This is a genomic window from Frigoribacterium sp. CFBP 8754 (assembly GCF_014841815.1).
Lineage (GTDB): Bacteria > Actinomycetota > Actinomycetes > Actinomycetales > Microbacteriaceae > Frigoribacterium > Frigoribacterium endophyticum.
The window spans coordinates 477,986-491,362 of record NZ_JACYUO010000001.1; the positions used below are offsets into that span (position 1 = coordinate 477,986).

Annotated in this window: 10 protein-coding genes; 7 read left to right on the forward strand and 3 right to left on the reverse strand. The window is 74.2% G+C overall.

Translation table 11 applies throughout. From position 1 onward, the window contains the following. Window positions 1-23 precede the first annotated feature (23 nt). Window positions 24-1,019, forward strand: a complete 996-nt coding sequence (locus IFT72_RS02225) for a glycosyltransferase (RefSeq protein ID WP_192045453.1) — start codon at window positions 24-26, stop codon at window positions 1,017-1,019. Between the two features lie 99 nt (window positions 1,020-1,118). Continuing rightward, window positions 1,119-1,916, forward strand: a complete 798-nt coding sequence (locus IFT72_RS02230; RefSeq protein ID WP_192045454.1) for a polyprenol monophosphomannose synthase — start codon at window positions 1,119-1,121, stop codon at window positions 1,914-1,916. Window positions 1,917-1,982: 66 nt separating this feature from the next. On the opposite strand, the gene IFT72_RS02235 is transcribed toward IFT72_RS02230, so the two are convergent. The 3 genes from IFT72_RS02235 to IFT72_RS02245 are packed head-to-tail and all read right to left on the reverse strand — an operon-like array spanning window position 1,983 to window position 5,848. Beyond that, on the reverse strand, window positions 1,983-3,281 hold the full coding sequence (locus tag IFT72_RS02235; protein ID WP_192045455.1) for an O-antigen ligase family protein: 1,299 nt from the start codon (window positions 3,279-3,281) through the stop codon (window positions 1,983-1,985). Beyond that, window positions 3,278-4,603, reverse strand: a complete 1,326-nt coding sequence (locus IFT72_RS02240; protein WP_192045456.1) for an O-antigen ligase family protein — start codon at window positions 4,601-4,603, stop codon at window positions 3,278-3,280. The genes IFT72_RS02235 and IFT72_RS02240 overlap by 4 nt, the downstream gene beginning before the upstream one ends. 48 nt (window positions 4,604-4,651) lie before the next feature. Continuing rightward, the gene (locus IFT72_RS02245) at window positions 4,652-5,848 is read right to left on the reverse strand and encodes an acyl-CoA dehydrogenase family protein (RefSeq protein ID WP_056053381.1); all 1,197 of its coding nucleotides are present in this window, start codon (window positions 5,846-5,848) and stop codon (window positions 4,652-4,654) included. A gap of 187 nt (window positions 5,849-6,035) precedes the next feature. Between IFT72_RS02245 and manA the strand changes: the two genes are divergently transcribed. The 5 genes from manA to IFT72_RS02270 all read left to right on the forward strand — a co-directional run bounded on the left by manA (window position 6,036) and on the right by IFT72_RS02270 (window position 13,302). Then, window positions 6,036-7,202: a mannose-6-phosphate isomerase, class I gene (gene manA, locus IFT72_RS02250; protein WP_192045457.1), complete on the forward strand. Its 1,167-nt coding sequence runs from the start codon at window positions 6,036-6,038 to the stop codon at window positions 7,200-7,202. 64 nt (window positions 7,203-7,266) lie between these two features. Continuing rightward, window positions 7,267-8,226 (forward strand): UDP-glucose 4-epimerase GalE, encoded by a 960-nt coding sequence (gene galE, locus IFT72_RS02255; RefSeq protein ID WP_056053387.1) that lies wholly within the window; start codon window positions 7,267-7,269, stop codon window positions 8,224-8,226. A gap of 349 nt (window positions 8,227-8,575) precedes the next feature. Continuing rightward, window positions 8,576-8,890, forward strand: a complete 315-nt coding sequence (locus IFT72_RS02260; RefSeq protein ID WP_156369966.1) for a WhiB family transcriptional regulator — start codon at window positions 8,576-8,578, stop codon at window positions 8,888-8,890. Window positions 8,891-9,032: 142 nt separating this feature from the next. Beyond that, window positions 9,033-11,876, forward strand: coding sequence for a glycosyltransferase (locus IFT72_RS02265; protein ID WP_192045458.1), 2,844 nt, complete (start codon window positions 9,033-9,035; stop codon window positions 11,874-11,876). After that, window positions 11,869-13,302 carry a DUF5719 family protein gene (locus IFT72_RS02270; RefSeq protein WP_192045459.1) on the forward strand — a complete coding sequence of 478 codons (1,434 nt, stop codon included), beginning with the start codon at window positions 11,869-11,871 and terminating at the stop codon, window positions 13,300-13,302. Before IFT72_RS02265 ends, IFT72_RS02270 begins: the two co-directional genes overlap by 8 nt. Window positions 13,303-13,377: the final 75 nt, after the last annotated feature.

Sequence of the window (13,377 nt, forward strand, 5' to 3'; positions counted from 1 at the left end):
TGTCAGCACCGAAGGACCATATCTTGACTCAAGACGATCTCGTCATCGCCGCCGTCGTGCCGTGCCACAACGAGGCGCACACCGTCGCCAAGGTCGTCACCGACCTCCGCGCCACGGTGCCCGGCATCCAGGTGTACGTCTACGACAACAACAGCTCGGACGGCACCGACGAGCTGGCCCGTGCCGCCGGCGCCGTCGTGCGCTACGAGAACCGCAAGGGCAAGGGAAACGTGGTGCGACGGGCGTTCAGCGACATCGACGCCGACGTCTACCTCCTCATCGACGGCGACGACACCTACGACGTCGACGACGCTCCGGCGATGATCGAGACCCTGCTCGAGGGCCCTTACGACCACGTCCTCGGGGTCCGCCGCGAGCTCGACCCGTCGAGCAGCGCCTACCGTCCGGGCCACGAGGCGGGCAACAAGGCCTTCAACCGCCTGGTGAGCGGTCTCTTCGGCCTGCCCGTGACGGACATGCTCAGCGGCTACCGCATCTTCTCCCGTCGCTTCGTCAAGTCGTTCCCCGCCCTCTCGCGGGAGTTCGAGATCGAGACGGAGCTCACGGTCCACAGCATGAACCTGCGCGTGCCCCAGACCGAGGTGGAGGTGGGCTTCCGTGACCGCCCAGAGGGCAGCGAGAGCAAGCTCAGCACCGTCAAGGACGGCGTCAAGATCCTGACCCTGATCGCGCACCTCATCCGTCACGAGCGACCGCTGGCCTTCCACGGGATCGTCGGGGCCGTGTTCGCCCTCGTCGGCCTGCTCCTGGCCGTGCCGATCTTCGTCGAGTTCGGTGAGACCGGCCTCGTGCCGCGCTTCCCGACGGCCTTCCTCGCGGCCTCGCTGATGATCCTGGCCTTCCTCACGTGGCTCGTCGGGCTCGTCCTGGACGGCATCACGCGGTCGCGGCGGGAGTCGTCCCGACTCGTCTACCTGGGGTACGGCGCTCCGGGCCGCCGGACGCCCAACGGGCACCTGCCGCCGGAAGGCTCCGACCCCGAGATCGCCCGGGGCTGACCTCCCGCCCCGACGAGGTCGCAGTCCCGAGCAGCTCCGCAGGTGCGGCTGCCAGGCTCAGGGGGCCCGATCGGGCCCCACGACGAAAGAACCACGCGCATGACCAGCTCGAACACCGCACGACCGGGGCACGAGGCCCTCGTCGTCCTGCCCACGTACGACGAGGTCGAGAACCTCCCGATCATCCTGGCCCGTCTCTTCGCGGCCGTGCCCGAGATCGACGTGCTGGTCGTCGACGACGGGAGCCCGGACGGGACGGGCGCCCTCGCGGAGGAGATGGCGCTGACCGACCCCCGGGTCCACGTGCAGCACCGGACGGGCAAGCTGGGCCTCGGCTCCGCGTACGTCGCGGGCTTCGCCTGGGGCCTGGAGCGCGGCTACGACTTCGTCATCGAGATGGACGCCGACGGTTCGCACCCGCCGGAGGCGCTGCCGACCATGATCGACACGGTCCGGGGCGACGAGCCCGGCACCCCGAGCCTCGCGATCGGCTCGCGGTGGGTGCCCGGCGGCTCCGTCGTGAACTGGCCGCTCTCGCGTCAGGTGCTCAGCCGCGGCGGGAACCTCTACGCCCGTCTCGTCCTCGGGCTGCCCCTCAAGGACGTCACCGCGGGCTTCCGGGTCTACACGCGCGCGGCCCTCTCCGCGATGGACCTCTCGACCATCGACTCCAAGGGCTACTGCTTCCAGGTCGACATGACCCTGCGGACGCTCGACGGCGGAGGCCGGGTCGTCGAGGTCCCGATCGAGTTCCGGGAGCGCGAGCACGGCGAGTCGAAGATGAGTCAGGCCATCGTCGTCGAGGCCATGGCCCGCGTGACGGTGTGGGGCGCTCAGCGGGCCGTGGCGCGCCTGCGGGGCCGTCGACCGGGCCCCTCCTGGGTCCGAGAGCCCTGATCGTCGTCCTCCGTCGAGCGCGGAGGCCGGGCACCGTCCTGACGACCCCGTGAGCCAGGAGCGCACCTACCGCGGGAGCCGCGACCGCCACGACCGCTTCCGCGCCGCGATGGTCGCGATGGCGACGAAGAGCATCAGCGTGCCCTCGAAGAGCACGAAGCTCTCGGCGAGGGCCGTGACGCCGATGAGCACGAGCACCAGGGCCGGCCACACGTACGCGACGATCGGGTGGCCGGAGGCGGTGGTCCAGCTGCGCACGAGGGCGAGCGACCCCGCGACGACGAGCAGCAGCACCCCGACGAGCCCGAGCTGCAGCCAGATGTCGAAGAACGCGTTGAGCCCGGTCGGGGAGGGGCGCCCGTCGGGGGCGAGGATCGTCGAGTACGGGAAGATCTCGGACGGCCACTGGCCGACGAACCCCCAGCCGGTGATGTCGTGCACCCCCGCGAGGTCGCGGATGCGGGCCCACAGGGCCGTCCGGGCCGTCACGTCGGAGGTGCCGTCGACGCTGCCGAGGAGCGACCGGCGCACCGCCCAGCCCACGGTCGCGCCGACGACGACCACGGCGGCGACGACTCCCTGCAGCAGCGGGCGCCTCCGCTCGGGAGCCCGGCGCAGGGCCTGCAGCGCGAGGCCCGCCACCACGAGCGCCACCACGGCCAGCGCCGCCACGGGCGACCGCGCGAAGAGCAGGGTGGCGGCCGCGAGCACGCCGGAGGCGACGGCCTGGGAGCGCGGCACCGACCGGGTGAGGAACTCGACGGCGAAGGTCACCAGCGCGAGCGCGGCGAGGAAGCCCAGGTAGTTGCGCGTGCCGGCCAGCCCCTGGATCGGCCCGCCCGCCGCGAGGTCGCCGCGGATGCCGAGGAACGTGATCGGCTGGTCGACCAGGAGGCCCGAGAAGATCTCGAGGGCCATCGAGGTGACGAGGACGATGCGCAGTGCGTCGCCCACCGCCCGCACGACCTGCACCAGGTCGCGGCCGAGGGCGAGGTAGAGCCCGAGCGCGCCGAAGCCCGCGGCGTAGGCGACGCCCCCGAGCGTCGCCCAGGTGTACTCGCTCCAGAGCACGCTCACGGCCATGAACCCGAACAGGGCGATGAGGGAGACGGGCAGGATCCCGTGCCACTCGATGTGGCGTCGGCCGCCGAACAACGACAGCGCGGCGAGCACGAGGAGGGTGCCGAGGACGGCCAGGGCACCCGGCCAGCCCATCACCGACCGGATCGCCTGCGTGGTCGTCGCGAAGAGCACGACGGCCACCGACAGGGCCTGCGAGAACTGCCCCCCGGCCGAGAACCCCACCCAGGCCGAGAGGTAGCGGCGCAGCGGGTCCCGCGGGCGCTCGGCCGACCACGAGGTCACCGGTCGCGGTCCGTCCAGCCGTAGGCGTCGCGGCGCGTCACGACCACCAGCACGACGAAGACCGCCCAGCCCCACTCGACGATGAGGCGCGACTCGGTGAGGCCGTGCACGAGCAGCGCGGCCAGGAGCAGGACGGGCAGCGCGTCGAGCGCGCTCCAGGGCGCGACGCGGCCGACGCCGAGCACGCGGCGGTCGGTGGCCCACGACCACGCCCGCAGGGCGACGCCCACCACGACCAGCAGGAAGAGCACGAGCCCGACGGCGCCGAGCTGGAACCAGACGTCGAGGTAGGCGTCGTGGGCCTGCAGGTAGACGACCCCGTTGCGCTCGGCGAGATCGCGGAACGGCTCGGCGATGGGGATCCAGTAGCTGACCCAGCCCCAGCCGACGACGGGGTGCTGCACGGCGAGGTCGACGACGGCGGCCCAGATGTCGGTGCGGCCCGTGAGGTCGCCGCTGCGCCCCGCGAGGGCGAGCAGCGGGCCCCTGGCGAGCACGACGGCGAGGGCGGCGACCACGACCGCCAGGCCGGCGAGGCCGTAGACGCGGGGGCGGCGAGGAGGCGCGGTGCGGCGGACGACGACCACGAGCGCGAGCACGAGGGCGACGGCCACCGCGCAGGCCGCGACGGTCGCCGACCGCGTGAGCAGCAGGGCGACGACGGCCGAGACGACCCCGACGCGCGCGGTGCTGCGGCTGATCGTCCGCGACGAGGCCTCCGCGAGGGTCACGACGAGGGCGAGCAGCGCGAGGACGGCGAGGATGTTGCTGTTGCCCTGCAGCCCCTGGATGCGTCCGCCCGTGAAGAGCTCGGCCCGCGACCAGAAGAACGCGTCGGGCACGCCCCCCGCGCAGTCGAGGTAGACGGGGCAGACGGGCTGTCGCACGAACGCCCCGACGACGACCTCGAAGAGGAGCGAGAGCACGACGTGCAGCCGCAGGGCGCGGCCGAGGGCGGTGACGATGAGAGGCCAGGGGAGCGACACCGTGACGGCGAGCGCGCCGACGGTCGTGGCCAGCGTCGCGCCGATGCCGATGGCCGAGGCCGCTGGGTACTGCGACCACGCGATCGACGCGACCGCGAAGGCCAGCCACAGGACGAGGAGGCGCGGGAGGGTCCGCAGCCGGGGCGGGTGCCGCACGACGACGACCACGGCGGCGACCACCATGGCGCCGCAGACCAGCCCCCAGCCCCAGAAGCTGGTGCCGTTCCGCAGCACGTCGCCACCGAAGAGGACGACGAAGACGAGCGTCGCGAAGAGCGTGCTCCGGCGCGCCGGGGGAGTCGACGGGTCGAGGCGCACGGGGGTCGTCGACGTCATGGGCACCAGGCTAGACGACCGGGGTCGCGTCGCCGGCCCTCCCGGTGCTCAGACGAAGGCGGCCTGGCCGGTGATGGCCCGCCCGACGATGAGGGTGTTCATCTCCCTCGTGCCCTCGTAGCTGTAGAGCGCCTCCGCGTCGGCGAAGTAGCGGGCGACGTCGTACTCGAGCACGATGCCGTTGCCGCCGAGCACCTCGCGGGCCCAGGCCACGGTCTCGCGCATGCGCGCGGTCGTGAACGCCTTGGCGAGGGAGGCGTGCTCGTCGCGCTGGACGCCCTCGTCGAGCATCTGCGACACCCGCACCACCATGCCGACGGACGCGGTGATGTTCCCGATGCACTTGACCAGCAGGTCCTGGACGAGCTGGTGGCGGGCGATGGGCTTGCCGAACTGGACGCGCTCGCCCGCGTAGGCCAGGGCCGCCTCGTACGCGCCGATCATGTTGCCGACGGCCGCCCAGGCGACCTCGGCCCGCGTGAGCCGGAGCACCGCGGCGGTGTCGCGGAACGAGTTCGCCTGCTGCAGCCGCAGGCTGTCGGGCACCCGGACGTCCTCCAGCGTGATGTCGGCGTTCTGGACGATCCGGAGGCTCTGCTTGCCCTCGATCTTCGTCGCCGTGTACCCGGGGGTCGAGGTGGGCACGATGAAGCCCTTCACCTGGCCGTCCTCCGCGCTCTTCGCCCAGATGATCGTCACGTCGCTGAACGTGGCGTTGCCGATCCAGCGCTTCGAGCCGTTCAGCACCCAGTCGTCGCCGTCCCGCGTCGCGACCGTGCGGAGGCCCTGGGCCGAGTCGGAGCCCGACAGCGGCTCGGTCAGGCCGAACGCCCCGACGAGCTCTCCGCTGGCGAGCCGGGGGAGCCACTCGGCGCGCTGCTCCGGCGAGCCGCCGACGCTGATCGAGCCCATCGCGAGGCCGTTCTGCACGCCGCAGAACGTCGCGACCGACGCGTCGCAGCGGGCGAGCTCGAGCGCGACCCAGCCCCGGAAGACCGCCGAGTTCTCGAACGGTCGCGTCTCCTCCCACGGCATCCCGTAGATGCCGAGGTCGGCGAGCCCCTTCACGATCTCGTGGGGGAACTCCGCGCGCTCCCAGTGGCCGTTGACGATCGGCCGCACCTCGGTGTCGAGGTAGGCGCGCAGGTCGGCGAGGACGGCCTTCTCCCGGTCGCTGAGACCGGCCTCGTAGCCGTAGAAGTCGCTCGCGAGCGTGCTGAACGAGGTGAGGGTCGCTGATGACATCCGTTGCTCCGTTGCATCGTGTCGGTGCGGCCGGGCCCTCTGGCCCGACCGTCTCGGGACGACGCGAGCCTAGGCACGGCTCCGAGGGGCGGCAACGGGGTTGGTAGTTTTGACCAACGCACGCCCCCGGTCGTCCTCACGCCTTTGTAGAGGGGGCCCAAGCCCACGTCGACAAGCAGGTCTCCGCATGTTCCTCGCCATCACCAACACCCCCCGCGACTACGCCTGGGGCTCCCGCTCGGCGATCGCCGAGCTGCTCGGCCGCGCGCCCTCGGGTCGCCCGGAGGCCGAGCTCTGGCTGGGGGCGCACGCGGGCTCGCCGAGCGTCGTCGTGAACCCGGCCGTCGTCGACGGCGCCGACACCCTGGCCGACTGGTTCGCGGCCGAGCCCGCCCGGGCCCTGGGCCGCGACCGTGACGAGCTGCCGTTCCTGCTCAAGGTGCTCGCCGCCGACGAGCCGCTGTCGATCCAGGCGCACCCGACGCCCGAGCAGGCGGAGGCGGGCTTCGCGGCGGAGGAGGCGGCCGGGGTGCCGATCGACTCGCCGACGCGCAACTACAAGGACCCGTTCCCGAAGCCGGAGATCATCGTCGCCCTGAGCGAGTCCTTCGACGCGCTCTGCGGCTTCCGCACCCCGGCCGAGACGATCGTCGACGTCGACGCCCTGGACGCGGGCACGGGGCGACTCGCCGCCCTGCGCGGCAGCGTCGCGACGTCGCTGGAGTCGACCCTCGTCTGGCTGTTCGACGGCAGCGAGGAGTCGCGCGCGGTCGTGGCCGCCGTGGGCGAGCTGGCCCCCTCGGTCGCTGACCCGAGCCCGAGCGTCGCCACGGTCGTCGACCTCGCCGCGCGGTGGCCGGGCGACCCGGGCGTGGTCGTCTCCCTCCTCCTCAACCGCGTCTCCCTGCGCCGCGGCGAGGCCCTCTTCCTGCCCGCCGGCAACGTCCACGCGTACCTCCGCGGCCTCGGGGTCGAGCTGATGGCCCCGTCCGACAACGTCCTCCGGGGCGGCCTCACGCCGAAGCACGTCGACGTGCCCGAGCTGCTCCGCGTGCTGGAGTTCGAGCCGCTGCCCGTGCCGCGGCTGCTGCCGGTCGAGACGGCGCCGGGCGTCGAGCGCTTCGAGCCGGGCGGGGTCGGCTTCGCCCTCCTCCGCGTGCACGCGGGAGGCGCGGGGGCGGTCGTCGAGATCGGCGGGCCGAGCATCCTCCTCGTCACCGACGGCGAGGTCGTCGTCAAGGGGCAGGACGGCTCGATGCGCCTCCGTCAGGGCGAGTCGGCCTTCGTGACCCCCGACGAGGTCCGTCTCGCGGTGACCGGGGGCGGCCAGCTCTACGTGGCGACCCCCGCCTGAGCCGGGCGGTCGGCCGCGGCCAGCCGCGGCGGGAGCCGCTCCCGCGCTCGGTAGGCTGAGCCGCATGTCATGGTTGGTCACCGGCGGCGCCGGCTACATCGGGTCCCACGTCGTCCGCGAGTTCACGAGGGCCGGCATCGACGCCGTCGTCTACGACGACCTGTCGTCCGGCCTCGAGGCGTTCGTCCCCGAGGGCGTCCCGTTCGTCCGGGGCACGATCCTCGACCGCGAGCTCCTGGTCGACACGATCCGCGCGCACGGCGTCACGGGCGTCGTCCACGTCGCCGGCTACAAGTACGCCGGCGTCTCCGTGCAGCGGCCGCTGCACACCTACGAGCAGAACGTGACCGGCACCCAGAGGCTCCTCGAGGCGATGGCCGAGACGGGCGTCGACCGCGTCGTGTTCTCCTCGAGCGCGGCGGTCTACGGCACGCCCCCCACCGAGCTCGTCACGGAGGGCACCCCGAAGGCGCCGGCCTCGCCCTACGGCGAGAGCAAGCTGATCGGCGAGTGGCTCCTGCGCGACCAGGGCGTCGCCGCCGGGCTGCGCCACACGAGCCTCCGGTACTTCAACGTCGTGGGCTCCGGCGAGGCCGGGCTGTACGACGCCAGCCCGCACAACCTCTTCCCCCTCGTGTTCGCCGCCCTGGCGGACGGCCGCACGCCCCGCATCAACGGCGACGACTACGACACGCCCGACGGCACCTGCGTCCGCGACTACGTCCACGTCTCCGACCTGGCCGTGTCGCACGTGGCCGCGGCCCGCCGCCTCGACGCCGGGGAGGCCGTCGAGGCGGCCTACAACCTCGGCTCCGGAGGCGGGGTGTCCGTCCGCGAGATCATGGACGCCATGCGCGAGGGCACCGGCGTCGACTTCGAGCCCGAGGTGGCGCCCCGCCGCCCCGGCGACCCCGACCGGATCGTCGCCGACGGCACGCTCGCCGGCCGTGACCTCGACTGGGTCATGCGGCACAGCCTGCTCGACATGGTCACCAGCGCCTGGGCCGCCGCTCCCCGGAGCTGAACCGGGGCGCTCGTCCCGACCCGCGACTCCCCGGTCCGGGCGTCGTCGGAGGGCTCGGGGGCCGTGCCGGAGGGGGCGCGCGACACGCCCGGGGCGCGACGACGTGCGCCCAGGACGGGTGACGTCACCCGGGCCGGGCGGATCGTACCCCGACACGCCGGAGCGAGCTTGACCCTCGATGGGGGGTCCAGGGTTTATTGGGGCTCGACTTGACGTCGTGTAGTTACACCGGTGTAATTGCCTGAGTCGCAGCCGTTCGGGGGGCGACGACGTCGAGGGGAGAGGTGCTGTGGCGATCAACGAGAACCGTGTCGACGGGATCGGTGCCGGTCAGTCCGTCGGCGCGGCCGTGGCCGTCGGAGCGGGGGTGCCCGACGACTGGCACGTCGATCCGGTGCTGCTCGGCGTCCCCGGGGTCCGCAAGGTCGCCGTCGACGACGACGAGGCCCAGCTGTCCTGGCAGGCCGACTCGCTCTGCGCGCAGACCGACCCCGAGGCGTTCTTCCCCGAGAAGGGCGGCTCCACCCGCGACGCCAAGAAGATCTGCGCCTCGTGCGACGTCCGGGCCCAGTGCCTCGAGTACGCGCTCCGCAACGACGAGCGCTTCGGCATCTGGGGCGGCCTCTCGGAGCGCGAACGACGCAAGCTCCGGAAGCGCGCCTAGCCCGCTCCTCCACCGTCATCTCCACGGCGCACGACCCCTCCCGGGGCCGTGCGCCGCGGTCGTTCATCGACCCCTCACAGGTACGCGCGGCGCGGCGCGGCGCGTCCGTCGCCCTCGGTGGCCGACCTAGGCTGCACAGGTCATGCAACCGAGAGTCACTGCGATCCTCGTCGCCCCTGGTGGAGCGACGCACCTCGACCGAACCCTCGACGGGCTGTCGCGCCAGACGCGACCGCCGGAGGCGCTCGTCGTCGTCGACGCCGGCGGGCGCGACAGCGCGGCGGGGCGGCTCTCGCTGAGCGGCGCGGCCCAGCTGACGAGCGTGCCCCCGACGACGACGTTCGTCGAGGCGCTCGCCCACGGCGCCCGGCTCTCCGGGAGCGGCGACGCCGACTCCGAGGCCGACGAGTGGCTGTGGTTCCTGGGGCACGACAACGCTCCGCGCCCCCGCGCCCTCGAACGGCTGCTCTCCACCGTCGAGGTGTCGCCCTCGGTCGCGGTGGTCGGGCCCAAGCTGATGCGCCTCGACGACCCCGCCGTCATCGCCGGGTTCGGTGAGACCGTGACGCGCTACGGCGCCTCCCTCACCCTCGTGGAGAACGAGCTCGACCAGGGCCAGCACGACGACCGCCACGACGTGCTCGGCGTCGCCGCCGGCGGGATGCTCGTCCGCCGCAGCGTGTGGACCGCCCTCGGCGGCTTCGACCCCGGCCTGCCCCACGTCGACGCGGCCCTCGACTTCTCCGTCCGCGCCCGCCTGGCCGGCCACCGCGTCGCGCTCGTCTCCGACGCCCGCGTCGCGAGCGACGGCCCGCCCGAGGACTTCGGCCAGGCCGAGCCCCTCGGCGCCGGGCGCCGCACGCGCCTCCACCGGTCGGCGCAGCTGCACCGACGGCTCGTCTACGCACCGGCCGCCGCGCTGCCGCTGCACTGGCTGAGCCTCGTCCCCCTCGCCGTGGTCCGGAGCATCTGGCACCTGCTCACGAAGAACCCGGGGGCCGTCGGCGGCGAGTTCGCCACCGCCCTCCGCGCCGCCTTCGGCGGGACGCGCATCGCCCAGGCGAGGCGCTCCCTGTCGCGGACGCGGACGACGAGCTGGGCGGCGATCGAGCCGCTCCGCGCGACCTTCTACCAGATCCGCGAACGGCGGGTGACCGAGCGCGACGCCCTCGTCGCGCGGGGCGAGGACGCGGGTGACCCGCAGGCCAGCTTCATCGGCTCGGGCGGGCTCTGGGTCGTCGTGCTCACCGCCGTCGTCGGGGCGGTCGCCGTCCTCGACCTGCTGAGCCAGCCCGCCGTCACCGGCGGGGGCCTGCTCCCGCTCAGCACCTCGCTCGGCGACCTCTGGTCGTCGGTCGGCTGGGGCTGGCGCGACATCGGCACCGGCTTCGTCGGGCCGTCGGACCCCTTCACGGCCGTCCTCGCCGTCCTCGGCTCCGTCACGGCGTGGTCCCCGTCGACCTCGGTGCTCCTCGTCTACCTGACCGCGCTGCCGGTGTCGGCGCTGGGCGCCTGGTTCGCGACGCGCCGCGTCACGGGGCGCACCTGGGTGCCCGCCGTGGCCGCCGCCGTCTACGCCCTCTCGTCGCCGGTGCTCTCCGCCCTGCAGACCGGCCACCTCGGGGCCGCCCTCGCCCACGCCGCCCTCCCCTTCCTGGTCTGGGCCCTGATCGGCTCGGCCCGGTCCTGGGCGGCCGGCGCCACCGCCTCCCTCCTGTTCGCCCTGGTGGCGGCCTGCTCGCCGTCGCTCCTGCCGGCGCTCGTCGTGATCTGGCTCGGCTCCCTCGCGACCCGCCCGCGCGGCATCCACCGGATGATCGCGGTGCCCCTCCCGGCCGTGGCGCTGTTCCTGCCGCTCGCGATCGTGCAGATCGGTCGCGGCACCTGGTGGGGCGTCTTCGCCGACCCGGGCGTGCCGGCCAGGACGGAGCCCGCGTCACCGCTGCAGCTCCTCGTCACCTCGCCGGAGACGGGGCTGAACGGCTGGACGCGGCTCCTGGCGGGGACGAGCCTCCCGCCCGAGACCCTCGCCGTCGTCGTCGCGGCCGCCTTCCTGCCCCTCGCCCTCCTGGCCGTGGCGGCCCCGTTCGTCGGCGCCCTGCGCCGCGCGGTGCCCGCCCTCACGTTGGCCCTCCTCGGCTACCTGACCGCCGTGGCCGCCACCCAGGTCTCCGTCTCCGCCGTCGGCAGCGACAGCGTCGCCGTCTGGGCGGGCAGCGGCCTCAGCCTGTACCTGCTGGGCCTCGTCGGCGCCGCCGCCGTGACCCTCGATCGCCTGCCCCGCGTCGCCCCGCCGGCGGGCGTGCTCGTGGCCGTCACGAGCGTCGCCGTGGCCGTGCCGGTGCTCCTCGCCTCCTACGTCGGCACGGCCGACGTCCGCCCGAGCTCGGGGCGCATCCTCTCGGCCTACGTCACGGCGGAGGCCGAGGCGTCGCCCGACGTCGGCACCCTCGTCCTCACCCCCCAGCCCGACGGCACGCTCGCCGTCTCGCTCGAGCGCGGCCAGGGGGCGACGCTCGACGACCAGTCGACCCTCGACGCCACGTCGCAGCGGCTCAGCACGACCGACCGCGACCTGACCGTCCTGGCGGGCAACCTCGTCAGCCGCAGCGGCTTCGACCCGGCCGACGACCTCGACCGCCTCGGCGTCGGGTTCGTGCTGCTGACCGGCACGCCCGACGACGAGCCCGCGGCGGCGGCGCTCGAGCGCCGTGCGGGGGAGGCCCTCGACGGCACCGCGACCTTCCTGCCCGTCGGCGACACCTCGAACGGGCTCCTCTGGCGCTACGTCGCCGCGTCCGAGCGGGCCGACGACCGCCCCGACCCGGGGCCGCTCCGCCCGATCGTCGGCGTCACGTGGGCGCTGGTGCTCGGCTCCGCCCTGCTGCTCGCGCTCCCGACCACGCCCCGTCGGCGTCGGTCACGGGCCGGCGTGCCCGAGGCCGAGCAGCCCGCCACCACCTTCGACGAGGAGCGAGATGACTGAGCGATCCGCAGCCAGGACCACCGGGCGCGTGGTGGTCGGCGTCGTGGGGCTCGCCGTCGCGGCCCTCGTGGTCGGCGCCGCAGCCGTCGTGCCGCTGCCCGCGCTCCGCACCGAGCCGGCCGGGCAGCTCGTCACCCCCGTCCCCGTCGACCAGCAGCGCGTCTGCGCCGGGAGCGTCCTCCGCCTCTCGGACGCGGAGGGGCAGCAGGCCACCACGGCCAGCGCCGTCGGACGCGCCGACGTCGACCGGGGCTCGACGGGCGACGACGAGGTCGAGGCGCTCGCCGGCGCCGACGGCAGCTCGTCGTCGCCGCAGCTCGTGACGGCACCCGTCGACGGCGACGACGTCCCCCTCGTCGCGGCGGCACAGAGCCAGGCCGTCGACTCGGACGACCTGGTCGGCTTCGCCTCCGCCCCCTGCACCGAGCCGACGAGCTCGACGTGGCTGGTGGGCGGCTCGACCGAGACCGGGCGCGTCTCGCTCATCACCCTCGTCAACCCCACCGACGTGAACTCGACGGTCGACCTCGGCATCTGGGCCGAGGACGGCACCGTCCAGGGGCCGGGCATCGACGGCATCGTGGTGGCCCCGCGCAGCCAGAAGGTCGTTCCGCTCTCCGGCTTCGCCACCGGCCTCGCGTCCCCCGTGGTCCACGTGGAGAGCCGCGGCGGCCGCATCGTCTCCACGCTGCAGCAGTCGGTGGTCCGCACCCTCGACCCGGGCGGCGTCGACATCGTCAGCGGCTCGGCCGAGCCCGCCACCACCGCGGTCGTGCCGGGCCTCGTCGTCCGTGACTCGGCGAACCTCGAGGCGGCCCTCGCCGACGAGGGCAGCGCCGACCTCCAGAGCGTCCTCCGGGTGCTCGTGCCCGGCGACACGGGGGCCACCGTGACGGTCGACGTGGCCACCGCCGACGGGACGGGCACCAGCTTCGAGACCGAGGTCGGTGCGGGGCGCGTCACCGACGTGCCGGTCGACGGCCTCGCGGACGGGGTCTACACCGTCCGCGTCGAGTCGCCCGTGCCGATCGTGGTGGGCGCCCGGTCGTCGACGGTCTCGGGTGAGGGCGCGGTCGACCTGGCCTGGGCCTCGTCCGCCTCGGCGCTGCAGGGCGACACGCTCGTCCAGGTGCCGGCCGGCGAGGGCGCCGTCCTCAGCATCGTCAACCCGTCCGCCGACGCGGCGACGGCGTCCGTGGCCGTCGAGGCGGCCGGCGACGACGCGGCCGGGCAGGCCGAGGAGGAGCCCCGGGAGGTGCCGGGCGGCTCCACGGTCGAGGTGGCGGTGGGCGCGGGCGACCGCGTGACGCTCCGAGGTGCCGACGGCCTCCGGGCCGGGGTCTCGTTCTCCGCGCCCGGGGCCCTGGCCTCGTGGGCGGTCTCGTCGCCGTTGCCCGCCTCCTCGCCCGTCACCGTCTGGCCGTAGCGGCCGTAGCGGCCGTAGCTGCCGTAGCGGTCGTGACGGGCCCCGGTGCTCCGGGCGTGGGCCACGCGGGCTGCG

What these genes read in the sequence shown, in the direction of transcription:
- IFT72_RS02230 (WP_192045454.1), top strand. Translation starts at nt 1,119, where the DNA reads ATGACCAGCTCGAACACCGCACGACCGGGGCACGAGGCCCTCGTCGTC.
- IFT72_RS02240 (WP_192045456.1), bottom strand. Translation starts at nt 4,603, where the DNA reads ATGACGTCGACGACCCCCGTGCGCCTCGACCCGTCGACTCCCCCGGCG.
- IFT72_RS02245 (WP_056053381.1), bottom strand. Translation starts at nt 5,848, where the DNA reads ATGTCATCAGCGACCCTCACCTCGTTCAGCACGCTCGCGAGCGACTTC.
- manA (WP_192045457.1), top strand. Translation starts at nt 6,036, where the DNA reads ATGTTCCTCGCCATCACCAACACCCCCCGCGACTACGCCTGGGGCTCC.
- galE (WP_056053387.1), top strand. Translation starts at nt 7,267, where the DNA reads ATGTCATGGTTGGTCACCGGCGGCGCCGGCTACATCGGGTCCCACGTC.
- IFT72_RS02265 (WP_192045458.1), top strand. Translation starts at nt 9,033, where the DNA reads ATGCAACCGAGAGTCACTGCGATCCTCGTCGCCCCTGGTGGAGCGACG.
- IFT72_RS02270 (WP_192045459.1), top strand. Translation starts at nt 11,869, where the DNA reads ATGACTGAGCGATCCGCAGCCAGGACCACCGGGCGCGTGGTGGTCGGC.